A 24583-nucleotide genomic window follows, 5' to 3' on the forward strand; every position below is an offset into this window, starting at 1 on the left:
GCGCCCGTGAGTAGTTAGAAGCGGAAGGTTGCGGTCGCGACAACCTGACGTCCCGCACCCCAGTAGCAGGCGTATTCGCTATAGCAGCTGGAGACATATTCGCGGTCAAACAGGTTGTTGACGTTGACGCCGACCGAAGAGCCCGGCAGGCCAAAGCGCGCCAGATCGTATTTGACCGTCGCATCCATCAGCGCATAACCGGCCACATTGAAGGCATCATTTTTGTTACCGGTGCTGGTGTCAGTTTTGTAATAGCTGACCGTAGAACCGATATAGCGCGCCCCGGCGCCGACCGTCAAACCGCTGAGCGCGGTTTCGTGGAAGGTGTAATCCGCCCACAGGGAGGCCATATTGCGCGGCACTTCCGCCGGACGCTTGCCGTTGAACACCGTATCGTGAGTGTATTCCGCATCGGTATAGCTGTAAGCCGCGGTGACGTTGATATTGGCGTTCACCGCCGCTTTCGCCTCCAGCTCAAGGCCGCGGGAGCGGATCTCGCCGGTCTGGATGCTGAACGCCTGGTTAGCCGGATCCGCCGTCAGGTTCTTATCTTTGGTCAGCTGATAGACCGCGGCGGTGACCACCACCGGCATGTCTTTCGGCACATATTTCACGCCAGCTTCATACTGCTTGCCACGCGACGGATCGAACGGCTGGCCGTTAAGCCCGGAGCCCGATACCGGCTCGAAGGATTCGCTGTAGCTGAAGTACGGAGAGATGCCGTTATCAAACAGGTAATTGATACCGCCGCGCCAGGTGAACTGCTGGTCGTGATTCTCCGCCAGGCTGTTGCTGGAGCGAGTTAACGTTGAGGTGGTGGCGTAATCGTAACGGCCGCCCAGGGTCATGACCCACTTATCCCACTCCATCTGATCCTGCGCGTACAGGCCCGTCTGCTCCATTCGGTTGAGGACCGCGTACGGGAAAGTGACCTGAATATTCGGGTTGCCGTATTGCGGGTTGCTCATGCTGATAGGATCCGCCGTCCCGTAGTCGGCATCCACATCGTTGCGCATCCGCGAGTAATCCACGCCGGTCAGCAGCGTATGGCTGACCGCGCCGGTGGCGAAAGCAGACTGCAGCTGGGTATCGACGGTAAAGGTGTTCAGGTGCTCATCAGAACGCACATAGGCGCGATTCATGTAGCCCGGGGCGACATAGCCATTCCCGTACACCGAGCGATACAAGGTATCAACCTCGGCATAGCGCAGGTTCTGCCGCACGGTAAAGGTGTCATCAAACTGATGGGAGAAGCTATAACCCACCATCTTCTGGCGGCGCGAGATCTTATTATCCGCCTCGCCTTCGTTGAAATCGGTCGGCAGCTTGTGCGCCTTCCCGTTGGCATCGTAATACGGCACCACGGTGCCTTCGCGCGGCAGCCAGCCGTAGTAGCCCGCATCCGGGTCATTCTGGAAGTTGCTCAGGAAGGTGAAGTCGGTTTTATCGTCCGGGCGCCAGCTAAAGGACGGCGCCACCGCATAGCGGGTAGACTTCGCCATCTGCTGCTGGGTATCCTGGCTGCGGCCCAGGCCGGTCAGGCGATAGGACCAGACGCCGGCATCATCAATGGCGTCGCTGAAGTCAAACCCGGTCTGCCACAGGTTGTCGGTGCCCATCTTGAACTGCACTTCTTTCAGCGGCTCAGTGGTCGGGCGTTTGCTGACCATGCTGACGATACCGCCAGGGTTGCTGTTGCCGTACAGCACCGAGGTTGGCCCGCGCATCACTTCCACGCGCTCGAGGAAATACGGGTCCATGGAGACTTCAGAGTAGTTATTTCCCTGCAGCTTCATGCCGTCCAGATACTGGTTGGTATTGACGGTCGTCGAGGTAGTGAAACCGCGGATGGTGACCACATCATAGGTGGTCGAGCTACCGCGGGTGGAGAAGACGCTCGGCGTATAGGAGAGCGCCTCTTTTACCGTGGTCGGCTGGCGCATCTCCATCTCCTGGCGCGTGACCACCGAGACAGACTGCGGCGTTTTTTCGATCGGGGTATCGGTTTTCGTCGCCGTGGCAGAGCGTTTTGCCGCGATGGTCGGCGCCGGTCCCCAGGCGCTTTCCTGGGCGGCCGGTGCCGCAACGACGGTGATAGTCTCTTCTTGTTTCGGTTGTTCCGCAGCCTGTGCATAGACAGACATGCCGCTAACCGCCGTGGCTACTACGACTGCGATTTTACGCAGCGAGTGATTTGGCTGAGCAGTTTTTGGACGCGCCATGGGTATATCTCTGATGAAAGTGAATGATAACGTAAACGATAATTATTATTATGACGGGCGATATAATAGGCGAAACGCCGAAGGCAAGGCAAGCGATATGCCAGCCTGGCGAGACCGAAGGCCGAATTAATAACCAGATAGTTATTATGGAGTTAAAGAGGCGTTAACTTTTTTACAGGTATAAAAAAACCCCTTAATACTTTCGTATTAAGGGGTCGGGTTGTGCGACCAAAATCAGTTACTGCCGAACATATCCTTGATCCAGCCCGCGACGCCGTCGCTCTTTTCCTGCTGCTTCGGCTGTTGCTGCTGCTGTTGCTGTTGCTGTTGCTGTTGCTGCTGCTGCGGCTGCTGTTGCCCGGACTGATTAAACGGGTTGTTCGCTTCCTGCTGCTGCAACTGCTGCTGCTGCATCATCTCGCCCTGGCGGCACAGCGCATCCGGCTGCGTCGTCCAGACCGGCAGCGAACGGACGCCACCGCTGCAGACGAGGTTGCCGTTGCTGTCCACGCCCATGTCGACCACGTCTTCCGGCGCCGTCAACGCCAGCGGCGTTGGCGTCTGGTTCGCCAGATAGCGCTGGTAAATCGACATCGCGCCGCTGGCGCCGTACAGTTTGGTCGGCTGGTTGTTGTCGCGGCCCACCCAGGTGATGGTCACCTGGCTACCGTCGATGCCGGCGAACCAGGTATCGACGTTATTGTTGGTGGTCCCGGTTTTCCCCGCCAGATGCAGGCCCGGATACTTCGCGCCCAGCTGACGCCCCGTGCCGCGCTGCACCACCTGCTGCATGGTCCACAGCGTCATGTAGGCCGCCTGGGCAGGCACGGCGCGTTCCGCCTGCGGGTAGCTCTGGTAGAGCACCGTGCCATCTTCCGCAATCACTGACCGCAGGGCGGACAGCGGTGCACGGTTGCCGCCGCTGGCGATGGTCTGGAAGGCCTGCGCCACTTCAATCGGCGTCAGGTTCAGCGCACCCAGCAGCATCGCCGGCACCGCGTTGAGCTGATTCTTCGGCGCCCCCAGTTTAGTCCAGGTATCGACGACCGCCGGCAAGCCCAGCGCCATCCCGAGGTTAACCGTCGGGACGTTCATCGAGCGGGTCAAGGCATCCACCAGCATCACCTGGCCGCTGAAGCGACGATCGTCGTTCTGCGGAGACCACGTCTGGCCGTTGGACAGGCGAATGGTCACCGGCGCATCGGCGATCCAGGTGTTCAGGCGATACTGGTTCGGCTGGCTCAGCGCGGTCAGATAGGTCGCCGGCTTGGCCAGAGAACCAATCGACCGGCGGGCCTGCATCGCGCGGTTGTAGCCGGCGAACTGCGGCTCCGCGCCGCCGACCATCGCCCGCACTTCACCGGTAAAGCGGTCCACCACCACCATGGCGGTTTCCAGATCTGCCAGCTTGCGCTGTTTCTTCAGTACCGGGATCCCTTCAGTAGCCGCTTTTTCCGCCGCATCCTGCGCCACCGAGTCGAAGGTGGTGAAGATCTTCACGCCGGAGAGATCTTTCACTTTATCGCCCAGCTTCGCCTGCAGCTCCTGACGAACCATCTGCATAAAGGCCGGCTGCGGTGAAATCACCCCGCCGCGCGGCTGCACGCCCAGCGGACGCGCGCTCAGCATATCGTACAGCTCCTGGTCGATAACCTGCTGCTGCTGCAGCAGACGCAGCACCAGATTGCGTCGCTCAAGGGCCAGTTTCGGGTTGCGCCACGGGTTATACACCGACGCCCCTTTCACCATCCCCACCAGCAGCGCCTGCTGATCGAGGCTCAGCTCTTCCACCGGACGGCCAAAGTAGTACAGGCTGGCCAGCGGGAAGCCGCGAATTTCATTATCGCCGCTCTGGCCGAGGTACACCTCGTTCATATACAGCTCAAGGATGCGATCCTTGCTGTAGCGGGCATCGACGATCAGCGCCATATACGCTTCGTTGGCTTTACGCCAGTAGGAGCGCTCGCTGGAGAGGAACAGGTTTTTCACCAGCTGCTGGGTCAGGGTACTCGCCCCCTGCACCGTACGACCTGCCGTCAGGTTCGCCAGCACCGCGCGGCCGATGGAATACAGGCTGATACCATCGTGCTCGTAGAAGTGGCGGTCTTCGGTCGCCAGCAGCGTATCCACCAGCAGATCCGGGAAGCCACTGCGCTTCACGAACAGGCGCTGCTCACCATTCGGCGACTGCAGCATGGTAATAAGACGCGGATCGAGACGGAAGAAACCGAACTGGCGGTTATTATCCATATTCTCGATGGTCTCCAGATGGTCGCCATCGAAGGTCAGACGCGCGCGCACCTGCCCTTCTTTACTGTCCGGGAAATCGAACGGACGACGGATCATCTCGATGCTGTTGGCCTGCACGGTGTATTCGCCCGGGCGCGTCATCGCGCTGACCTGACGATACTGGGTGGCGTTCAGCAGACGCACCATCTCGTTTTTGCTGATCTGCATATCCGGCTCAAGATTCACCATCCGGCCATAAACCGCGGCCGGCAGCTCCCAGACTTTACCGTCAATGCGGCTGCGGATTTTCTGATCGAGGTAGACGCCATAGGCGGCAATCAGCACCGCGAAGACAATCCCCAGCTTGACCAGCAGCCACAGCCAGCGGCGCTTACGACGAGGTTTGCCACCGTTGCCTTTTCCTTTTCTCGGCACCGGTTTCTCATCCTCATAATCATCGTCATCATACTCGTCGTCGTAGTCCTCTTCCCGGACCCGGCGACGGGTAACTTTTTGTTTTGTCGGACGTGAGGGTCTCCCCTTACGTCCGATAGGCTCGCGGTCATCTCCCGCCATGCTTTTTCTCCGCAACGTTCAGGCGCAAGGGCCTGATTCTCAATACTTCCCCTGCACAGAGGAAGAAGAAATCTCTCAAATTAACGTCCAGGCTGCTTATCCTTCGGACGACAACCTGCTGGCAGGCAGGACATGCCGCCAGCCTTTCATGAGGTTGGTTTGCTTCGTTTTACATGATATTAACAATAAAAATTCACCATAAAATCATTATGTTAAACGCATCATCAGCAGAAATGGTCAGAACATAGCACGTAATGTTCAGGGCATACAGGATAGCACTAAAATGCGACATTCTTAACCAGCATTTTACCTCCTGCGCACGTAACAAGATGGGAAAGAGTATGTTTTTTAATAACATAAAAAATGACGCTCGCCCTGATGCCAAATGCGGCGGCATCGCCTCACACCGAAAATATATTTCCCGGACGACAACATTTATTATTGAGAGAAGTAAAGGGAATTAATCGAGTTTCTTCCAATAAAAATGAGAGCCTGTTAACATTTATGCAGAATAATATTTTATGATGACACCAGGAAAATCTTTGTTAAACTAGCGGCCAGTGATTCATTATTTTGATTACTTTACTATGCGCATTCCGCTTATATTTTCGCTTTGCGTGGTCGCCGTGCTCTCTGGCTGCCAACAGAAACCCGCCTCAACGCTCAGCCCGGCCATCAGCAGCCAGGCGCAGCTGGAGCAGCTCTCGTCGGTAGCAGCCGGGACGCGCTATCTCAAGAATAAATGTAATCGTAGCGATCTGCCCGCCGATGAAACGATATATCGGGCAGCGGTGAATGTCGGCAAAGCGCGCGGGTGGGGAAATATTGACGTGGCGACGTTAAGCCAAAATAGCGACCGGCTTTATCAACAACTTTTGCAGGACAGCACTCCGGAAGCCACACAGTGTAGTCAATTTAATCGCCAGCTCGCTCCCTTTATTGCCAGCTTGCGCAGCGACTAAACAAAATATTCTCAACGCGCATTTTATTGCGCGTAGCCCTTATTCCCCTTTCGGCTCCTCGTCAATTTTCCCGCCTGGCCAGTCATCCAGCGCCGCCAGGGTAAATGTTGTGCCGTTGAAGCTAAAGATCGTCACATCCTGCTGGATCTGCTCCACCACCAGATTGGGCAGCGGGGAATCACCCTCCGACCACGCTTTGCCGTTTAACACAATGCTGCGCTTTTCCGGTAGCGAGGCATAGACATGGGCGCTATAGCGCAGGGGCGGCAGCGTATCGCTGTCCATTACCGGCGCCGCAGGCGCGCTGGGTTTTACCGCCGACGGCGGGTTTTTTGGCGCGGTCTCCCCGGCGGCGGTTAACGGCAAAAGCGCCGCATGAGCCACCGGCAGAGGCAGCGTTTGCGGCGGTGACGGATGGCGCCACTGCTCGCCGCCAAACCAGCCGAGCGCGATAAATAATCCGGCGTACAGCGGGATAATCCAGCCGGGGATCTGCACCATCCGGCCGCGGCTTACCGGCGCGTCTGCCTGCGCGGTGGACGGCTGAGGCGCCGTCAGCGGCGAGATGCCTCTTTCACTATCATCACGAACAATCACAACCGTCTCCTGTTCCCTCACGGTGCAGAGAAGGCGCCCTTACGGGCGCCCCAGACTGCTGACAAAGTGCATTCTTCAGAGATTGCCCGGCGGCGCTACGCTAGTGCGGGCCGACAGACAACTGCATAACTGTTTGATATTGCAGTCTTTCGTAGGCCGGGTAAGGCGAAAGCCGCCACCCGGCAGAAAGGCGAGCACAATAACGAAACAGGTTTGTCATCAGCCAGAGGCGCCCTTACGGGCGCCCCACGTTATGTTATTTACTGCTCACCGGCAGGCCAGCGCCCTGCGATTCCCCCTGTGGCAGCTCGAGGACCGCTACCGACCAGGCCGGCAGCGTGACCGAGCCGTCAGCGGCAACCTGCACGCCGCTCGCCAGCGAACGGTCGCCTGCCGCCTGCTGGATGGCGCTCAGCTGCAGCGATGTGCCGGCGAAGTCCTGCAGCGTCCGGCTTTCCGGTGCGGCGTTGATCGCCACCACGATGCCGTCGACACGGCTGTCCAGACTGGCGCCAGCCTGCATCCCATCATCGATGGTCATCACCAGCAGACCCGTCTGCTGATCGGCGCCGGTATTGCGGAAGTCCACGCGCTTCATCACCGTCGCGCCGTCACCGAGGGTAAACAGCGGAGAGGATTTACGCAGCGCGGTCAGCTCCTGATAAAACGCGGTCATCTGCTTGAGCTCCGTTTCACCCGGGGTCGCCACCGCGTCTTTTACCCGGGCGATGATGTCATAGTTGCTGCCATCATCGCTGCTGCGCGGCATACCGACGTTGTAGTTGTTGTCCTGCAGGGAGTAATCCACGCGGTTAAACCAGTCACCGGAATCATACGAATCGCGGGTAAAGGATTTAGAGCGCAGCAGCTCCGAGCCCTGCTGGTCAAAGGCGATCCCCTGGCCGAGCATCACCGTCGCCAGCGACACCGCCTGCATCCGGACGCGGGTATCGAGATCCGCCTCCTGAGCAGCTTTATAGCTGATCATGTCCCACAGCGTTTGGTTGTCGTGTTTTGACACATAATTCACGACTTCCGTCGGGTCAGCCGCATAGCCGCCAGGCGCGCCGTTATAGTCAATCTCGCTGCCTTTCTTCACCGCGCCGTCTTTGTCGATCAGCACGAAGTCCGCGAGGTTACCGGCCATGCCCAGACGGGTCAGATCGGCGAGGTGGCGCGCCTGATCGTCGGTCATGCTGGTCAGCTCATTCGGCAGAACGCCGGCGCCGCTACCCACCCCCTGATTCTGGCGCAATGCATCGCCGGAATCGAACGGCCCGCCGCCGCGCACGGCGTCACGCAGACGATCGGAGAACGTGCCGATCCCGGTGCCTTTCAGATTGATTTGCGAGGCAATTTCAAAGCGATCGCTCTGGTTGGAATCCCAGCCTTCACCAAAGAAATAAATGTCCGGGTTCAGCGCTTTAATGCGCTCCCAGGCCGAGAGGATCTGCGCTTTCGGATGATAGCCCATCAGGTCGAAGCGGAAGCCATCGATCTTATAATCGGTGGTCCATACCGCCAGTGAATCGGCGATAAGCTTGGCGAACATCCGGTGCTCTGGCGCCGAGTCGGAGCAACAGGTGGCCGATTCCACGCTGCCGGTGGTTTCATTCAGGCGCTGATAGTACCAGGGGACGATCTTATCCAGCACCGAGGTGCGGTCGGTCGGGCCGGCGGCGTTGGTGTGGTTGTACACCACGTCCATAATGACGTTCATTCCCAGATCCTGCTTGATCGCCTGAATCATGGTGCGGAACTCTTTAATGCGCGCCGTGCCTTCCGGATCGGTGGCGTAGGATCCTTCCGGCACCGTGTAGTGGAACGGATCGTAGCCCCAGTTATAGGAGTCGGTCTGCGCCACCAGCGTATTCAACGCCTGCACCTGCGGGTTATCCTTGCTGTCGTTCTGCTTCAGCTGGGTCAGCACCTCTTCGACCGTCGAACCGCTGTCGCAATAGCCCGCGAACTCGCTGCTCTTCACCGCGCTGTTGATCTCGCACAGGCGACTGAACGGCTGCTGAATATCGGCGACTTTGTCGCTGAACTCATTGACCGTCGCCAGATCGAAGACCGGCAGCAGCTCAATATGGGTCACTCCCGAGGCCGACAGCTGTTTCAGATGCTGGACCATATTGCTCTCCTGGGCGGTGAGCGCCAGATACTTACCGCGCAGTTCGGCGGGAACGGTTTGATCCCAGGCAGAGAGATCGCGAATATGCGACTCGTGGATCGTCATTTTCGCCAGGTCGGCTTTGGTTTTCTGCGCGTGCGGCATCGTCAGCCCGTCCCAGCCTTCCGGCTTCAGCGCGCTGTCGTTGAGATCGACCACCTGGCTGTACTCCGAGTTGGTCGACAAACTATGGGCGTAGGGATCGGTCACTTCGTACTGCTCGACTTTACGCGACTGCGGGTGGTAGACGGTCATCGCGTAGCGGTAGAACGCGCCCTTCAGGTCGCTCCCGCCCTGCCAGGACCAGGCGCCGGAGGCGCTGTCGCGGGTCATCGGATGGCTGGCCACCACCTTCTTGTCGGCGCTGTAGACCACCAGCTCAACCTGCTGCGCCGTGGGTGCCCAGACGCGGAAGGTCACGCCGCTATCGGTTAGCTGGGCGCCGTAGCTCAGCGCCTCGGCGGCGGCGGCATAGGTATCGTCCAGCACGCCGGCGGTCTGTACCTGGGTGGCGGAGCTCAGGATCCCGTCGCTTTCGGCGGATATCGCCACCGTCTCGCCCTGCAGCAATTCATCGACGTTGACATCATCCGGCAGCTTAAAGGCAGGATAGCTGGCGAGATGCGGGAAGCGCATGCTCACCTGCTGACTGACGGTGGTGGGAGTCAGCTTGACATACTTATCGGTAAATTCGCCGTTACTGTCGGCGGCCACCTTACTGCTGTGGCTGTAATAGAGGCGCACAATGGGTTTATTTTCGCCGCCCGGCCACAGCAGGGTGGTTTTATCGACCCAGTGCGCATCGGCCAGCGCCACGCCAAAGGCGGCGCGGAAGGCGTCGGCGCGGGAGTCATAGACCGCGCTGTTGCCAGCGATGACCGATACCGTGCGATCGGTGAAATCGCCAAAAGAGACGCGCAGGTCGCTGTCGATAAGCTTATTGGTGCCATCGCGGACGATAACGTTGATACATCCGCTCTCTTTAGTCAGCGGGATCACCCAGTAAGGGCCATATTTGTCGCTGCCGGTCGGCGTAGTGCTGACATCATTCCAGTCCGCCACCGGCGCGCTCAGCGCATCACAGGTTTCGTTATTCCATAGATAGAGGTTTTTAGTCGCATAGTCGGCCGGCGTGCTGCTGGTGATGCCGGCGATATCGACAAGGTGAATGACAGCCTGGTTGGCGGAAGCCTGCGCCGCTTCGCCAGGGACGGCAACGTCCGGTAAGCGGACGACCACATCCTGCGGGTCGGGCGTACCGGGCGTGCCTGGGTTGCCAGGATTGCCTGGTGAACCCGGTGAGCCAGAGGGTGAAGAGGAAGAGCTGTTATCACAGCCACTCAATAATACTAACGATCCAAGAAATAGGGCATGACAGGTATATCTGAGCATTCGATAGTCCCTAATATGCTTATTAAATTATAAAAGGTAAGAAAGGATGAATATCTTTACAGCGCGCTAATTAGATATTTTTGCTTTCCGGGGCGCAATCATCCCCCACAAATGAGAGGGGGGCGTAGGAAGCCGGGGGAGTAAATCAATAAAGGGAATGACGACCCGAAACCGCAAACTGATTATGATTCGCCAAGCTTATCGCCACTCTCCGGCAATAAATAATTCAAAAGCCAATAATCACCTACCTGTTTCGGTAGGGTATTACGCCAACGTGCAGAAAAATAAATTAGTAAAGGAATTAAAATGCCAGTTTCTGTGATGGGGTTAACAAATATAAATAAAGGGATAATTAAATTATTACCACAAATTGTGACGCTCATCATATTAATAACCGCTATCCCCCAGCTGGCGAAATTAACCTGGCGCGTGGTATTCCCTGTGAGTCCTGAGGATATTTCCGCCCTGCCATTAACCGCTTCTCCAATGGCGGAGTCGGAATTAAAAACCGAACGGCCTGTATTTACCCTGTTTGGTCTGGTGGCAAAAAACAACCCCGCGCCAACGGATGCAACCCACCTCAATCAGGTGCCGGTTTCCAGCCTGAAACTACGCCTTACGGGTCTGCTCGCCAGCAGTAACCCGGCACGATCCATCGCCATTATAGAAAAAGGAAATCAGCAGGTTAGCCTTAGCGCCGGCGATACTATCCCGGGGTATGATGCGCGGATCGTCGCCATTCTTCCCGACCGGATCATCGTTAACTATCAGGGACGCAAAGAGGCCATTTTGTTATTTAACGATACCCGCGCGCCGTCGTCATCGCCCGCTACAGCGGCCACTCCGCCTCTTGTGAAGCAACTCCGCGAACAGCCGCAAAATATCCTCACTTATTTATCTATTTCGCCGGTGCTCAGTGGCGACAAACTGCAGGGCTATCGCCTTAATCCAGGCAAAGACGCCTCGCTATTTCGTCAGTCCGGCCTGCAGGAAAATGATTTAGCCATTGCCCTAAATGGCATTGATTTACGCGATCAGGCGCAAGCACAGCAGGCGCTGCAACACCTGAATGAACAGACCGAAATAACGCTGACCGTTGAGCGAGAAGGTCAACGACACGATATCGCTTTCGCGCTGGGGGATGAATAATTGCCAACCATAAAACGACTGCGGAAAATGCTGACTGTGCTGCTGATATTAACGCCGCTGCTATTTCGTCCGGCCATCGCAGAAGAATTTTCCGCCAGCTTTAAAGGCACCGATATCCAGGAATTTATCAATACCGTCAGCAAAAACCTGAATAAAACGGTGATTATCGATCCCAGCGTGCGCGGCACCATTACCGTACGCAGTTACGATATGCTCAATGAAGAGCAGTATTATCAATTCTTTCTTAGCGTGCTGGATGTGTATGGCTTCGCCGTGATCAATATGAATAACGGCGTACTGAAGGTGGTGCGGGCTAAAGATGCAAAAACCTCGGCCGTCCCGGTCGCCAGCGAGGCTGCACCGGGCGAAGGCGATGAAGTGGTCACCCGGGTGGTGCCCCTGACCAACGTCGCCGCCCGCGATCTCGCCCCGCTGCTTCGCCAGCTGAACGATAACGCCGGCGCCGGCAGCGTGGTCCATTATGAGCCCTCCAACGTATTGCTGATGACCGGCCGCGCAGCGGTCATCAAACGCCTGCTGACCATTGTCGAGCGCGTCGACAACGCCGGGGATCGCAGCGTGGTGACCGTTCCCCTCTCCTGGGCCTCCGCCGCGGAGGTGGTCAAACTGGTTACCGAGCTCAATAAAGACAGCAGCAAGTCGGCGCTGCCGGGCTCGATGGTGGCGAACGTGGTGGCCGATGAGCGCACCAACGCGGTACTGGTCAGCGGCGAGCCGAACTCGCGCCAGCGCATTATCGCCATGATCAAACAGCTCGACCGCCAGCAGGCGGTGCAGGGCAACACCAAAGTGATCTACCTGAAGTACGCCAAAGCCGCCGATCTGGTGGAGGTCCTCACCGGGATCAGCAGCTCACTACAGAACGATAAGCAAAGCGCCAAACCGGTGGCCGCGATCGACAAAAATATCATTATCAAAGCCCACGGCCAGACCAACGCCCTGATCGTCACCGCGGCGCCGGACGTGATGAACGATCTTGAGCGAGTGATCGCCCAGCTCGATATCCGCCGCCCGCAGGTGCTGGTGGAGGCGATTATCGCCGAAGTGCAGGATGCCGACGGCCTCAACCTCGGTATCCAGTGGGCCAATAAAAATGCCGGCATGACCCAGTTCACCAACAGCGGGCTGCCGATCTCCACGGTTATCGCTGGCGCCAACCAATACAACAAAGACGGTACCGTCAGCAGCTCGCTGGCCAGCGCTCTGGGCTCGTTTAACGGTATCGCCGCCGGCTTCTATCAGGGGAACTGGGCGATGCTGCTCACCGCCCTCTCCAGCAGTACCAAGAACGATATTCTGGCCACCCCCAGCATCGTCACCCTCGACAACATGCAAGCCACCTTTAACGTCGGCCAGGAAGTTCCGGTATTAACCGGCTCGCAAACCACCTCCGGCGACAACATCTTTAATACCGTCGAGCGCAAAACCGTCGGCATTAAGCTGAAGGTGAAACCGCAGATTAACGAAGGCGATGCCGTGCTGCTGGAGATTGAGCAGGAGGTATCGAGCGTCGCCGACTCGGCCTCCAGCACCAGTAGCGATCTCGGCGCGACCTTCAATACCCGGACGGTGAATAACGCCGTGCTGGTCGGCAGCGGTGAAACGGTGGTGGTTGGCGGGCTGCTGGATAAAAGCGTCACCGATACCGCCGACAAAGTGCCGCTGCTCGGCGACATCCCGGTGATCGGCGCCCTGTTCCGCTCCGAGAGCAAGAAAGTGTCGAAACGCAACCTGATGCTGTTTATCCGTCCGACCATCATTCGCGATCGTGATGAGTACCGTCAGGCCTCTTCCGGCCAGTACACCGCATTCGACAATGCGCAAACCAAACAGCGGGGCAAAGACAGCAGCGAAGCGACACTCAGTAATGACCTGCTGCACATCTATCCAAAGCAGGAGACCCAGGCCTTCCGCCAGGTCAGCGCCGCCATTGACGCCTTTAACCTCGGAGGCCGCCCATGACGCCAGCCGCCGAACGCCGTCCGCTGCTGCCCTTTGCCTGGGCCCGCGCGCATCATCTTGTGCTGCTCAGCGACGGCGAACGCTGCGAAGCGCTGTGCCGCTCCGATACCGCCGCCCGGGCGCTGCTGGAAGCGCGTCGCCTGGCGGACGGACCGATGAGCGTCAGCCGTCTGGCGCCGGACGCGTTCGAGAAAGTGCTGGTGCTCAGCTATCAGCGCGACTCGGCGGAAGCGCACCGCATGATGGCCGATATCGGCAATGAGCTCGACCTCTATACCCTCGCCGAAGAGCTACCGGACAGCGACGATCTGCTCGACAGCGAGGACGACGCGCCGATCATCCGCCTGATCAACGCCATGCTCACCGAGGCCATCAAAGAGAAAGCCTCGGATATTCATATCGAAACCTATGAGCGCCATCTGCAGATCCGCTTTCGCGTCGACGGCGTGCTGCGCGAAATTCTGCGCCCGCAGCGGCGGCTGGCCGCGCTGTTAATTTCGCGTATCAAGGTGATGGCCAGCCTGGATATTGCTGAAAAACGGATCCCTCAGGATGGGCGGATGGCGCTGCGCATCGGCGGGCGGGCGATCGACGTGCGCGTCTCCACCCTGCCCTCCAGCCACGGCGAACGCGTCGTCCTGCGCCTGCTGGACAAAAACAGCGTCAACCTGGATCTGCTGACGCTGGGCATGCCCCCCGCTCTGCTCGATCGGGTCGACGCGCTGATCGCCCGGCCACACGGCATTATTCTGGTCACCGGGCCGACCGGGTCGGGGAAAAGCACTACCCTGTATGCCGCCCTCAGCCGCCTCGACGCCCACGAACGCAATATCATGACCATTGAAGATCCGGTGGAGTATGAGCTGGAGGGAATCGGCCAGACTCAGGTCAACGCCAAAGTCGATATGACTTTCGCCCGCGGCCTGCGCGCCATACTGCGCCAGGATCCGGATGTGGTACTGGTGGGGGAAATCCGCGATGGCGAAACCGCCCAGATCGCCGTCCAGGCCTCGCTGACCGGACACCTGGTGCTGTCGACCCTGCACACCAACAGCGCGCTGGGCGCCATTTCCCGTCTGCAGGATATGGGCGTGGAGCCTTTTTTACTCTCCACGTCGCTGCTGGCGGTGATGTCGCAGCGGCTGGTGCGCCAACTGTGCCCGCACTGCCGTCAGCCCACGCAGGCGGATGCCGACACCGCCCGGCAGATGGCGGTCCCGGTCGGCGCGCGGCTGTGGCAGCCCAAAGGCTGTCCGGAGTGTAATTTCATCGGCTATCGCGGACGCACCGGTATTCATGAACTGCTGCTGGTTGACGACCGCGTCCGCGCCGCCATCCACCGCGGCGAGAATGAGATCACCCTGATCCAGCAGCTGGGGCCAGCCTGGCAAACCCTGCGTCATGCCGGACGCGACAAAGCGCTGGCGGGGATCACCAGCTGGGAAGAGGTGATGCGGGTCACCGAACAGCAAACGACGGAAAGCGTCTGAGATGGCCCTGTTTCGCTATCAGGCACTGGACCCGCAGGGCAAAACCCGCCGCGGCGTTCAGCAGGCCGACTCCGCCCGCCACGCCCGCCAGCTGCTGCGGGACAACGGCTGGCTGGCGCTGGAAGTGACCGCCGCCGACCCGGCGCGCCGGCTGTGGCGCGGCGGATCCCTCACCAGGCGCACCAGCGCCGGTGATTTAGCCCTGCTCACCCGCCAGCTGGCCACCCTGGTCGCCGCCGGGATCCCGCTGGAAAAGGCGCTCGATGCCGTCGCCCAGCAGTGCGAAAAGGCGCCGCTAAGAACGTTAATGGCCGGGGTGCGCAGCAAAGTACTCGAAGGCCACTCGCTGGCGGAGGCGATGCGCGGCTATCCCGCCTGCTTCGACGGGCTGTTCTGCGCCATGGTGGCGGCCGGCGAAACCTCCGGCCATCTCGACGGCGTGCTGAACCGACTGGCGGACTATACCGAGCAGCGCCAGCAGCTTCGCGCCCGCCTGCTGCAGGCGATGATCTATCCCATCGTGCTGACGCTGGTCGCCATCAGCGTGATCGCCATTCTGCTCTCCACTGTGGTCCCAAAAGTCGTTGAGCAGTTTGTTCATCTGAAACAGGCCCTGCCGTTCTCCACCCGGCTGCTGATGAGCCTGAGCGATATCGTGCGCAGCGCGGGGCCCTGGCTGGTGCTGCTGTCGCTACTGGCGCTGCTGACGCTGCGTTATCTGCTGCGCCAGCCCGCCCGGCGGCTCGCCTGGGACCGGATGCTGCTGCGCCTGCCGGTCATCGGCCGCGTGGCCCGCAGCGTGAACAGCGCACGCTACGCCCGCACCTTAAGCATTCTCAATGCCAGCGCGGTGCCGCTGCTGCTGTCGATGCGCATCAGCGCCGGCGTCCTCAGCAACGCCTGGGCGCGCAGCCAGCTGGCGGCGGCCAGCGAATCGGTACGCGAAGGCGTCAGTCTGCATCGGGCGCTGGAATCCACCGCCCTGTTCCCGCCGATGATGCGCTACATGATCGCCAGCGGCGAGCAGAGCGGCGAGTTGACCGCGATGCTGGAGCGCGCGGCGGAGAACCAGGACCGGGAGCTGAGCGCGCAGATCCAGATGGCCCTCAGTCTGTTTGAACCCCTGCTGGTGGTCACCATGGCCGGCATGGTGCTGTTTATCGTGCTGGCTATCCTGCAGCCGATCCTGCAACTGAACACCCTTATGAGTATGTAACTGTATTAATGGAGAAAACTATGCAACGGCAACGCGGTTTCACGTTACTGGAAATTATGGTGGTGATCGTCATTCTCGGCATTCTCGCCAGCCTGGTGGTGCCCAACCTGATGGGCAACAAGGAGAAAGCGGACCGCCAGAAAGTCGTCAGCGATCTGGTGGCGCTCGAGGGGGCGCTGGATATGTATAAACTGGACAACAGCCGCTACCCCAACACCGAGCAGGGACTGCAGGCGCTGGTGACCGCCCCGGCCGCCGAGCCGCACGCCCGCAACTACCCGGAAGGCGGCTATATCCGCCGCCTGCCGCAGGACCCGTGGGGAAATGAGTATCAGCTGTTAAGCCCGGGTCAGCATGGCGCCATCGACGTCTTCAGCGTCGGCCCGGACGGGATGCCCGACACCAATGACGACATCGGCAACTGGACCCTCGGGAAGAAATAGTGTCTCAGCGCGGTTTCACGCTCCTTGAGATGATGCTGGTCCTGCTGCTGATTGGCGTCAGCGCCAGCATGGTGCTGCTGGCGTTTCCCTCCGCCCGCACCCAGGAGGCTACGCAGATCCTGGCGCGCTTTCAGGCGCAGCTGGATTTTGTCCGCGAGCGCGGGCAGCAAACCGGTCAGCTCTTCGGGATCGTCATCCACCCTGACCGCTGGCAGTTTATGCGCCTGCAGCCTGCCGACGAAGACGCTCCGGCGGCGGCTGATGACCGCTGGGGCAACGCGCAGTGGCTGCCACTGCAGGCCGGACGCGTCACCACGGCGGAAACCCTCCCCCGGACCAGGCTGACGCTGCGCTTTCCCGACGGCCAGGCGTGGACGCCAGGCGAGCAGCCCGACGTGCTGATCTTCCCAGGCGGCGAAGTCACACCGTTTCAGCTGCGGATTGACGCCGCGACGGGCATCACCATCGACGCCCAGGGTGACAGCCAGCCGCTGGCGGCGCGGGAGCAGCCATGAAACGCCAGGCCGGGATGACGCTTATCGAAGTGATGGTCGCGCTGGTGATTTTCGCCCTCGCCGGTCTGGCGGTGATGCAGTCCACCCTGCAGCAGACGCGCCAGCTTGGGCGTATGGAAGAGAAAATCCTCGCCAGCTGGCTGGCGGATAATCAGCTGGTGCAGCTGCGGCTGGAGAAACGCTGGCCCGCCCTCAGCTGGTCCGAAACCACCGTGGAAGCCGCCGGAACGCGCTGGTTTGTCCGCTGGCAGGGAGTGGAAACCGCGCTGCCGCAGCTGCGGGCGCTGGACGTGGAGGTCCGGCGGCAAAAAAGCGATCCCGCGCCGCTGGCGACCCTGCGCACCTGGGTGACGCCGCCATGATAACGAAAATGCGCGGTTTCACCCTGATTGAAACGCTGCTGGCGCTGGCTATCCTCGCCGTCCTTAGCGCCGCCGCCGTGATGGTGCTGCAGAACGTCATCCGCGCCGATGGCCTGACCCGCGAGAAGAGCCAGCAGATCGCCGCCCTCCAGCGCGCCTTTCGCCAGATCGCCGACGATGTCACGCACATCATTCCCCGTCGCGCCAGAAACAGCGACACGCTTTTCTTCGCCGGACGTTTCCAGTTGCAGAGCGACGACTGGGGGCTGGCCTTCAGCCGCAGCGGCTGGCCGAACCCACTGGGGATCCTCCCGCGTTCGGAGATCCAGAACGTCTGCTACCGTCTGCGCCAGCAACAGCTTGAGCGACTGAGCTTCGATCAGCAGGATCCGCTGACCGGCAGCCAGCCGACGGTTCGGGTGGTATTGCGCGAGGTGACGGCGTTTCGTCTGCGCTTCTACGCCGACGGACGCTGGCAGGAGACCTGGGATCGCTCGCAGACGCTGCCGCAAGGGCTGGAGATCACCCTGACGCTGGCGAACAGCGGGGAGATCACCCGCCTGTTTTTACTCACCCCGGGAGGCAGCCAGTGAAAAATCGGCAACGCGGCGTCGCGCTCCTGATGGTGCTGTTCATCCTCGCCCTGATGATGATCCTCGCCAGCGCCATGACCGAACGCACCGCGGTCATGTATCAGCATACCGCCGTGACCCTCGATAATCTGCAGGCCAGATGGTACGCCCTGGCGGCGGAAAACATGGCCGCCGCGCTGCTGCAACGCGACGCGCTGGACTCGCCCAGTCAAACGAACCTGGCGCAAAGCTGGGCGCAGGAGGGGCGCCGCTTTACCCTCGACGATGGTGAAATCCGCGCCACGATCCGCGACGGGCGCGCCTGCTTTAACCTCAATGCCATCAACCATCGCGCGGATGAAACCAGCGGCGGAACGCCCTACCCGACCGACGTCTTCGTCCGGCTGTTGGCGCTGCTCGGCGAATCGCCGCTGCGCGCCAGCCAGATCGCCGCCGCCCTTGGCGACTGGACGGACAGCGACGGCCAGCCGCGGCTGAACGGAGCAGAGGATGAGGTCTACATGGCGCAAACCCCGGGCTATCTCGCCGCCAACCAGCCGATGCAGGATGTCAGCGAGCTGCGCCTGCTGGCGGGTATGGACGCCGCCCTCTATCAGCGCTTGCTCCCCTTCGTCTGCGTCCAGCCGGATGACGCGCTGCAGGTCAATGTCAACACCCTGCGACCCTCCCAGGCCGCTCTGCTGGTGGCCCTCTTTCCCGGCGAGCTGACGCTGCAGGAGGCGCAACAACTGCTGCACAACCGCCCGCGAACCGGATGGAGCAGCGTCGCTGCGTTTCTCGCGCAGCCGACGCTGCAGAAAACCGATACCACGCTTGCCCGCCCCTGGCTGACGGTGCACAGCACGCGCTTTATCGCCGCCTTTAGCGTGGTGACCGGCAATCTTCGCTTTCAGCTGCACAGCGTCCTGCAACAGGAGGGGCGCACGTTTACCGTCGTCCAGCGGCGATATGGACTTTCTATGGTGGTCGATGAATAAGTTTAACGCTTCTCCCCAGGCCATGCTGATCGTGCGCTTCGCCCCCGGGCTGGCGCCGCTGCACTGGCAACTCTTCGCCCCCGGCGAGCCACACCACGAGGCCAGCGGCCGGTGGCCGGCTGAGGACGCCAGCCCTTTCCCGGCGCTGGCGGCGCACTACCCCGCCTGGGTGCTGATCCCGGCCAGCGACTGCGCGTTTCACTCGCTCACCCTGCCGGCGGGCTTGCGTAAACCGCCGCTGCAGCTCGCCCCATTCCTGCTGGAAGAGCAGCTGGCCGACGATGTCGAAGCCACCCATTTTGCCTTGCTCCACCGCCAGCAGGCGCAGTGCGAGATCGTCGCCGTACAGCGGCAAAAAATGCGCGACTGGCTGGCCCGCTGCGAGTCGCTCTCCCTTCGGCCCCTGGCGTTGACGCCCGACGTGCTGGCCCTGCCCTGGCATCCGCCAGCGTGGAGCGCGGTGCAGGTGGACGAGCAGTGGCTGATCCGCCACCAGCCGTGGGGCGGCATGGCGGCGGAAAACGTCTGGCTGACGGAGCTGCTGCAGAGCGAGGCGGAAGAACCAGTCATCGACAGCTATTCACCGCCGCCCGCGGCGCCGGGCGTCTGGCGGGCGCAACCTGCGCAGACATTGCTGACCCTTGCCGCACGCTATCCGGCAACGCAGCAGCTCAGTCTGCTGCAGGGGGAGTTTGCCGTCCGTCGGCGGCGGCCTGCACAGGCGACCTGGCGTTCGGCGCAATATGCCGCACTGGCTCTGGCGTTACTGGTGGGGACAAACAGCGTGCTGGACCATCTCGATCTGGCGCGTCAGGCCGAGGCGGCGCAGCAGGCCAGCCGGGCTTTCTATCACCGCTGGTTTCCGACGGAGAAAAAGGTGATTAATCCGCGACTGCAGATGCAGCAACACCTGCAAACCCTCGCCCGTCAGGCGCAGCATGCCCCCCTCGTCGATCGCCTCAGCGCGCTGCAAAACATCCTCAGCGACACGCCGGGGATCCGCCTGCGGACGCTGAGCTGGGATGCCGCGGGCAACCGTCTGCAGCTGGATATCGCCGCGGTCTCTTCCCGGGCGCTGGAGCAGTTCACCCAGCGGGCGCAGCCGCGGTTTCGCGTCCGGCCAGGTGACATGACCACGAAACCGGATGGCATTGAGGGACAACTGACGCTGGAGGAAAACAATGGCTAATCTGCTTATCTGGTGGCGGCAGCGCACGCCGTCCGAGCAACGCCTGCTGCTCGGACTCGCGGGGCTGCTGGTGGTATGCGCCCTCTGGTACGGATTGTGGCAGCCCTGGCGAGCCCGTGAGGCGCAGTGGCGACAAACCCTGATGAAAGAGCAGGCCAGCCTGCGCTGGATGACGCAGCAGAGCCCGCGCCTGCAGCAGCTCAGCCAGCAGCCCACGCCGACGGCAAAAGAAGCGCTCACCGCCCTGGTGATGCGCGAGGCGGCGAGCCACGGGCTGGCCGTCGCCCGCCTGCAGCCGCAGGGAAAACGTCTGCAGGTCACCCTCCAGCCCTGCACCTTCCAGGCGCTGATGGCGTGGCTCGACGCCCCGGCGATGCGTGGCGTCAACGCGGTCTCCCTGTCCGTGACCGGGCAGCCGTCGCGGCCCGGCTGGGTTATGGTCAACCATCTGCTGCTGGAGCGCGACGATGAAAGCTAAAGGGATCGCGGTGGCGCTGCTGCTGGTCCTCTATCTGTTGTGGCTCACCGCTACCGCCCCGGCGCGCCTGCTGGTCCCGATGCTGCCGCCCGGCGTACAGGTGGGCAGCCTCAGCGGCAGCGTCTGGCGCGGCGCGGCGCAACCGGTCTACTGGCATGGCGAACGGCTTGAACGACTGGCGTGGTCGCTGACCCTGGCTGGCTGGCAGGTCTCTCTCAGCGATCCCCGCGGTGTGGAGGGTCAGGCCCGGCTGTGGGGCCTGCGCGATCTGCGCCTGCAGGAGGGGCGGCTCACCGCCCCCGCCAGCCTGCTCAGCCGCTGGCTGATGTCGACCATGCCCGTCAGCGCCGAGGGAGAGGTCACTTTCAGCCTGGCCGAAGCGCACTTCAGCGAGGGGCGCTGCCGACAAATCACCGCCGGAGGCGCGCAGTGGCGTCAGGCCCGACTGCACTCCCCGGTCGGCAGCCTGGAGCTGGCCCAGGTTAATGGCACCTTCCGCTGTACGGCGGACGGAGCCGTGGCGCTGACCCTCCGCCAGGATTCTCATCAGCTGAGCCTCAGCGGCCAGGGGACCCTGTCGCCCGATGGCCGCTATCTGTTTCGCGGTACGCTACAGCCCCGGCAGGGAATGCCGCCGCTGTTGGCGCTGCTGGTGACGCGCCCCGCCTCTAAAAACGAGCCGGGTCGCACACCGTGGCAGATTCAGGGAAAATGGTTACCCCAGGAGCAAAAATGACGACATTAACGGCATTATCGCTGCACTTTCCCCTTGTCTGGTATGGCTTCCTGCTGCTGTTCGGCCTGGCGCTGGGCAGCTTTTACAACGTGGTGATCTATCGTCTGCCGCGCATGTTGACCCAGACCGCGGACGACGAGCGGATAACCCTCAGCACCCCGGGCTCCTCCTGCCCGCAGTGCCGCCAGCCGATCGCCTGGCGGGACAATATCCCGCTGCTCAGTTTCCTCTGGCTGGGCCGTCGCGCCCGCTGCTGTCAGGCGCCCATCGCGTGGAGCTATCCGCTGACCGAGCTGGCCACCGGCCTGCTGTTTATCCTCGCCGGGGCGCTGCTCGCGCCGGGCCTGCCGCTGGCGGGCGGCCTGCTGCTGCTCTCGTTCCTGCTGATGCTGGCGCGGATTGACGCCCGGACCCAGCTGTTGCCCGACCGTCTGACGCTGCCCCTGCTGTGGGCCGGGCTGCTGTTCAATCTTAACGAGGTGTACATTGCCCTGCCGGACGCGGTCGCCGGGGCGATGGCCGGTTATCTGGCGCTGTGGTCGGTCTACTGGCTGTTCCGCCTGCTGACCGGGAAAGAGGCGCTGGGCTATGGCGATTTTAAGCTGCTGGCGGCGCTGGGCGCCTGGTGCGGCTGGCAGGTTCTGCCGCAGGTGCTGTTGCTCGCCTCGGCCTGCGGGCTGGTGTGGACCCTGCTGCAGCGCCTGTGGACCCGGCAGTCGCTGCAGCAGCCGCTGGCCTTCGGCCCCTGGCTGGCGCTGGCCGGAGGGGGCATTTTTCTCTGGCAGCAGATGGTCTAGCGGTTACTGCCCGCCTGGCCGGGCAGGATACCGCCCGGCCAGACGACTACGAATATTTTTTGCTGCGGCGGGTCGGGGCGGTGTTGGCCGGATCGTCCGGCCAGACGTGTTTCGGGTAGCGTCCCTTCATCTCTTTTTGCACCTCGCGGTAGCTTCCCTGCCAGAAGGCGCTCAGATCGCGGGTGATCTGCAGCGGACGCTGGGCGGGCGACAGCAGCTCCAGCACCAGCGGCACCCGCCCCTCGGCGATAACCGGCGTCGTGGCCTCGCCGAACATCTCCTGCATACGTACCGCCAGCGCTGGCGGGTTCTCCGCATGGTAACGGATCGCCAGACGGCTGCCGGTCGGCACGGTATAGTGCGTCGGCAGCTCGCGATCCAGCTTCTGGCGCAGCGGCCACGGCAGCCAATCCTGTAGCGCCTGACGCAGATCCAGTGCCTTCAGCGCCCGCAGCGAGTGAACGCCGTTCATCTGCGGCAGCAGCCATGCCTCCAGCGAGGCCAATAGCGAAGCGTCATCCACCGCGGGCCACGCCTCTTCCGGCAACCACTGCGCCGCACACTGCAGCCGCAGTCGCAGCTGCTCAGCCTCTGGCGTCCAGTTGAGCACACCGAGGCCTTTCTCACGAATACCGTTGAGCATCGCCTGATGCAGCTCCGCCTCAGAGGGCTTCGCCAGCGGCTGGGTCTTGATCACCAGCTGGCCTATCACCGTCCGCCGCCAGGCTTTCAGCGTCCCCTGCGCTTCATCCCACTCCACCGTGTCGGAACGCTGCGCCAGCTCGGGACGGGCGGCGATCAGCTCGCCGATATCCACTGGCAGAGCCAACAGCATGCGGGCATCCGGCGAGGCGCTGCCCTGCAGCAGCAGCGGAGCGATCAGCCACTCATGGCGGCCCAGCGCGTCGTCGGCGTCCAGCATCGCGCCCATGCCGTTCGCCAGCTGGTAGCGCCCCTCCTGACCGCGGCGTCGGGCGATGCGATCGGCGAAGGCCGACGCCAGCAACCCCGCCATTCCTTCGGCATCGGGCTGGCCGCCGCGGCGGGCCAGACGCTTCATCAGCTGCTGCGCCCGCTGCTGCCAGTTGGTCTGCTGACGGGAAAAGACGGCGCCCAAATCCACCAGCCCGCCGCGCGGAGGCTCCTCAAGGATCGCCGCCAGCCTGGCCGCCGTCGCCGCCTCGTCATCGGTCTGCGCGGCGGCCAGCATCGCCGCCAGCCGGGGCTCGTTGCCGAGGGTCGCCATTTTGCGGCCAAACGCCGACAGCCGCTCGCCGTCCAGCGCCGAGAGCGCCGCCAGCAGGCGGCGCGCGGCGGCCAGGTTCACCGCGGGCGGCTGATCCAGCCAGGCCAGCGCGGCCGGATCGTGGCAGCCCCACTGCAGCAGCTCCAGCAGTAGCGCCGACAGATCGCTGTGCAGGATCTCCGGTTCGCTCTGCGCCGCCGCCCGTTCCGCCTGTTCTTTGCCGAGCAAATGCAGGCAGATCCCCGGAGAGAGACGACCGGCGCGTCCGGCACGCTGCGTCATCGATGCCTGGCTGATGCGCTGCGTCACCAGCCGGGTCAGGCCGGTGCGCGGGTCAAAGCGGGCGACCCGCTCCTGGGCGCTGTCGACCACCAGGCGGATCCCCTCGATGGTCAGACTGGTCTCGGCGATATTGGTGGCCAGCACCACTTTGCGCTTCCCGGCCGGCGCCGGGAGGATCGCTTTGCGCTGCTCGCTTAGGGGCAGCGCGCCGTACAGCGGGCAGAGGATGACATCCTCCGCCACGCGCTCCGTCAGCTGTTCCTGAACGCGCTGGATCTCACCGACGCCGGGCAGAAACAGCAGCATCGATCCCTGCTCGTGTCGCAACAGCTCCGCTGCCGCCACCGCCACCGCCTCATCAAAGCGCTGGTGCGTGGGAAGCGGGTTGAAACGGCGCTCCACCGGATAAGCGCGTCCCTCCGAGACCACCACTGGCGCCTCAGGCAGCAGACGCTGCAGGCGATCGTTATCGAGGGTCGCCGACATGATCAGCAGCTTGAGATCGTCACGCAATCCCTGCTGGACGTCGAGCAGCAAGGCCAGCGCCAGATCCGCCTGCAGGCTACGCTCGTGAAACTCATCGAGGATCACCAGCCCCACGCCCGCCAGCTCCGGATCGCGCTGGATCATGCGCGTCAGGATCCCCTCCGTAACCACCTCCAGGCGGGTCTGCGGCCCGACGCAGGTTTCGGCGCGCATGCGGTAACCCACGGTCTCCCCCGGCTTTTCGCCAAGCAGTTCAGCCAGCCGCTGCGCGACATTACGCGCCGCCAGGCGCCTCGGCTCCAGCAGGATAATGCGTCCCGCGATGTTGCCCTCGGCGAGGATCTGCAGCGGCAGCCAGGTCGATTTCCCGGCGCCGGTCGGCGCGTTGAGCAAAACCTGCGGCGCGTGCTGCAGGGCGGATAACAGTTCTGGGAGGACGGCGGCAACCGGCAATGAGGACACAAAAGGCTCCGGGGGTTAACATTCAGGG

At 61.9% G+C, this 24583-nt stretch carries 20 protein-coding genes; 15 read left to right on the top strand and 5 right to left on the bottom strand.

Annotated features, from left to right (window positions below; all coding sequences use genetic code 11):
- Window positions 1-14: 14 nt before the first annotated feature.
- Window positions 15-2222 carry a ferrichrome porin FhuA gene (gene fhuA / locus AC3EMD_RS22820; RefSeq protein ID WP_022065534.1) on the bottom strand — a complete coding sequence of 736 codons (2208 nt, stop codon included), beginning with the start codon at window positions 2220-2222 and terminating at the stop codon, window positions 15-17.
- Between the two features lie 234 nt (window positions 2223-2456).
- Window positions 2457-5027, bottom strand: a complete 2571-nt coding sequence (gene mrcB, locus AC3EMD_RS22825) for a bifunctional glycosyl transferase/transpeptidase (protein WP_012968914.1) — start codon at window positions 5025-5027, stop codon at window positions 2457-2459.
- Between the two features lie 587 nt (window positions 5028-5614).
- Here mrcB and gspS point away from each other — a divergent pair.
- Window positions 5615-5989 carry a type II secretion system pilot lipoprotein GspS gene (gspS, locus tag AC3EMD_RS22830; RefSeq protein WP_012968915.1) on the top strand — a complete coding sequence of 125 codons (375 nt, stop codon included), beginning with the start codon at window positions 5615-5617 and terminating at the stop codon, window positions 5987-5989.
- A gap of 39 nt (window positions 5990-6028) precedes the next feature.
- On the opposite strand, the gene gspB is transcribed toward gspS, so the two are convergent.
- Window positions 6029-6586: a type II secretion system assembly factor GspB gene (gene gspB, locus AC3EMD_RS22835; protein ID WP_022065532.1), complete on the bottom strand. Its 558-nt coding sequence runs from the start codon at window positions 6584-6586 to the stop codon at window positions 6029-6031.
- Between the two features lie 256 nt (window positions 6587-6842).
- A complete protein-coding gene (gene pulA / locus AC3EMD_RS22840) occupies window positions 6843-10151 on the bottom strand; it encodes a pullulanase-type alpha-1,6-glucosidase (protein ID WP_032731631.1) in 3309 nt (1102 codons plus the stop codon).
- Between the two features lie 184 nt (window positions 10152-10335).
- Here pulA and AC3EMD_RS22845 point away from each other — a divergent pair, with 184 nt between their 5' ends.
- The 14 genes from AC3EMD_RS22845 to AC3EMD_RS22910 are packed head-to-tail and all read left to right on the top strand — an operon-like array spanning window position 10336 to window position 22079.
- Window positions 10336-10473, top strand: a complete 138-nt coding sequence (locus AC3EMD_RS22845; RefSeq protein ID WP_162542770.1) for a hypothetical protein — start codon at window positions 10336-10338, stop codon at window positions 10471-10473.
- Window positions 10458-11300: a type II secretion system protein GspC gene (gene gspC / locus AC3EMD_RS22850; protein ID WP_022065530.1), complete on the top strand. Its 843-nt coding sequence runs from the start codon at window positions 10458-10460 to the stop codon at window positions 11298-11300. Before AC3EMD_RS22845 ends, gspC begins: the two co-directional genes overlap by 16 nt.
- A gap of 9 nt (window positions 11301-11309) precedes the next feature.
- Window positions 11310-13283: a GspD family T2SS secretin variant PulD gene (pulD, locus tag AC3EMD_RS22855; protein ID WP_162493344.1), complete on the top strand. Its 1974-nt coding sequence runs from the start codon at window positions 11310-11312 to the stop codon at window positions 13281-13283.
- Window positions 13280-14773: a type II secretion system ATPase GspE gene (gene gspE / locus AC3EMD_RS22860; protein WP_012542822.1), complete on the top strand. Its 1494-nt coding sequence runs from the start codon at window positions 13280-13282 to the stop codon at window positions 14771-14773. The genes pulD and gspE overlap by 4 nt, the downstream gene beginning before the upstream one ends.
- Window position 14774: 1 nt before the next feature.
- Window positions 14775-15989, top strand: a complete 1215-nt coding sequence (gene gspF, locus AC3EMD_RS22865) for a type II secretion system inner membrane protein GspF (RefSeq protein WP_012968919.1) — start codon at window positions 14775-14777, stop codon at window positions 15987-15989.
- 20 nt (window positions 15990-16009) lie between these two features.
- Window positions 16010-16432 (top strand): type II secretion system major pseudopilin GspG, encoded by a 423-nt coding sequence (gene gspG, locus AC3EMD_RS22870; protein WP_002889054.1) that lies wholly within the window; start codon window positions 16010-16012, stop codon window positions 16430-16432.
- Window positions 16432-16947 (top strand): type II secretion system minor pseudopilin GspH, encoded by a 516-nt coding sequence (gene gspH, locus AC3EMD_RS22875; protein WP_008807378.1) that lies wholly within the window; start codon window positions 16432-16434, stop codon window positions 16945-16947. Before gspG ends, gspH begins: the two co-directional genes overlap by 1 nt.
- Window positions 16944-17309, top strand: a complete 366-nt coding sequence (gene gspI, locus AC3EMD_RS22880) for a type II secretion system minor pseudopilin GspI (protein WP_004894160.1) — start codon at window positions 16944-16946, stop codon at window positions 17307-17309. Before gspH ends, gspI begins: the two co-directional genes overlap by 4 nt.
- Window positions 17306-17902, top strand: a complete 597-nt coding sequence (gene gspJ / locus AC3EMD_RS22885; RefSeq protein ID WP_302073784.1) for a type II secretion system minor pseudopilin GspJ — start codon at window positions 17306-17308, stop codon at window positions 17900-17902. Before gspI ends, gspJ begins: the two co-directional genes overlap by 4 nt.
- Window positions 17899-18879: a type II secretion system minor pseudopilin GspK gene (gene gspK, locus AC3EMD_RS22890; protein WP_012542824.1), complete on the top strand. Its 981-nt coding sequence runs from the start codon at window positions 17899-17901 to the stop codon at window positions 18877-18879. The genes gspJ and gspK overlap by 4 nt, the downstream gene beginning before the upstream one ends.
- A complete protein-coding gene (gene gspL / locus AC3EMD_RS22895; RefSeq protein ID WP_302073785.1) occupies window positions 18872-20068 on the top strand; it encodes a type II secretion system protein GspL in 1197 nt (398 codons plus the stop codon). The genes gspK and gspL overlap by 8 nt, the downstream gene beginning before the upstream one ends.
- Complete coding sequence (locus AC3EMD_RS22900; protein WP_012968921.1) at window positions 20061-20546, top strand: type II secretion system protein M; 486 nt, start codon at window positions 20061-20063, stop codon at window positions 20544-20546. The genes gspL and AC3EMD_RS22900 overlap by 8 nt, the downstream gene beginning before the upstream one ends.
- The gene (locus AC3EMD_RS22905) at window positions 20536-21282 is read left to right on the top strand and encodes a type II secretion system protein N (RefSeq protein WP_032740433.1); all 747 of its coding nucleotides are present in this window, start codon (window positions 20536-20538) and stop codon (window positions 21280-21282) included. Before AC3EMD_RS22900 ends, AC3EMD_RS22905 begins: the two co-directional genes overlap by 11 nt.
- Window positions 21279-22079 (top strand): prepilin peptidase, encoded by an 801-nt coding sequence (locus AC3EMD_RS22910; protein WP_008807384.1) that lies wholly within the window; start codon window positions 21279-21281, stop codon window positions 22077-22079. Before AC3EMD_RS22905 ends, AC3EMD_RS22910 begins: the two co-directional genes overlap by 4 nt.
- A gap of 46 nt (window positions 22080-22125) precedes the next feature.
- Here AC3EMD_RS22910 and hrpB read toward each other — a convergent pair whose 3' ends face one another.
- On the bottom strand, window positions 22126-24555 hold the full coding sequence (hrpB, locus tag AC3EMD_RS22915; RefSeq protein WP_032740432.1) for an ATP-dependent helicase HrpB: 2430 nt from the start codon (window positions 24553-24555) through the stop codon (window positions 22126-22128).
- Window positions 24556-24583 lie beyond the last annotated feature (28 nt).

It is taken from the genome of Klebsiella sp. PK18 (assembly GCF_057784655.1).

Bases quoted from the DNA above. Each gene is read 5' to 3' on its own strand.
- AC3EMD_RS22905 (WP_032740433.1), top strand. From the start codon at position 20,536: ATGAAAGCTAAAGGGATCGCGGTGGCGCTGCTGCTGGTCCTCTATCTG.
- AC3EMD_RS22900 (WP_012968921.1), top strand. From the start codon at position 20,061: ATGGCTAATCTGCTTATCTGGTGGCGGCAGCGCACGCCGTCCGAGCAA.
- gspG (WP_002889054.1), top strand. From the start codon at position 16,010: ATGCAACGGCAACGCGGTTTCACGTTACTGGAAATTATGGTGGTGATC.
- pulA (WP_032731631.1), bottom strand. From the start codon at position 10,151: ATGCTCAGATATACCTGTCATGCCCTATTTCTTGGATCGTTAGTATTA.
- gspF (WP_012968919.1), top strand. From the start codon at position 14,775: ATGGCCCTGTTTCGCTATCAGGCACTGGACCCGCAGGGCAAAACCCGC.
- fhuA (WP_022065534.1), bottom strand. From the start codon at position 2,222: ATGGCGCGTCCAAAAACTGCTCAGCCAAATCACTCGCTGCGTAAAATC.
- gspI (WP_004894160.1), top strand. From the start codon at position 16,944: ATGAAACGCCAGGCCGGGATGACGCTTATCGAAGTGATGGTCGCGCTG.
- AC3EMD_RS22910 (WP_008807384.1), top strand. From the start codon at position 21,279: ATGACGACATTAACGGCATTATCGCTGCACTTTCCCCTTGTCTGGTAT.
- gspC (WP_022065530.1), top strand. From the start codon at position 10,458: ATGCCAGTTTCTGTGATGGGGTTAACAAATATAAATAAAGGGATAATT.
- gspE (WP_012542822.1), top strand. From the start codon at position 13,280: ATGACGCCAGCCGCCGAACGCCGTCCGCTGCTGCCCTTTGCCTGGGCC.
- gspS (WP_012968915.1), top strand. From the start codon at position 5,615: ATGCGCATTCCGCTTATATTTTCGCTTTGCGTGGTCGCCGTGCTCTCT.
- mrcB (WP_012968914.1), bottom strand. From the start codon at position 5,027: ATGGCGGGAGATGACCGCGAGCCTATCGGACGTAAGGGGAGACCCTCA.
- gspL (WP_302073785.1), top strand. From the start codon at position 18,872: ATGAATAAGTTTAACGCTTCTCCCCAGGCCATGCTGATCGTGCGCTTC.
- gspJ (WP_302073784.1), top strand. From the start codon at position 17,306: ATGATAACGAAAATGCGCGGTTTCACCCTGATTGAAACGCTGCTGGCG.
- AC3EMD_RS22845 (WP_162542770.1), top strand. From the start codon at position 10,336: ATGATTCGCCAAGCTTATCGCCACTCTCCGGCAATAAATAATTCAAAA.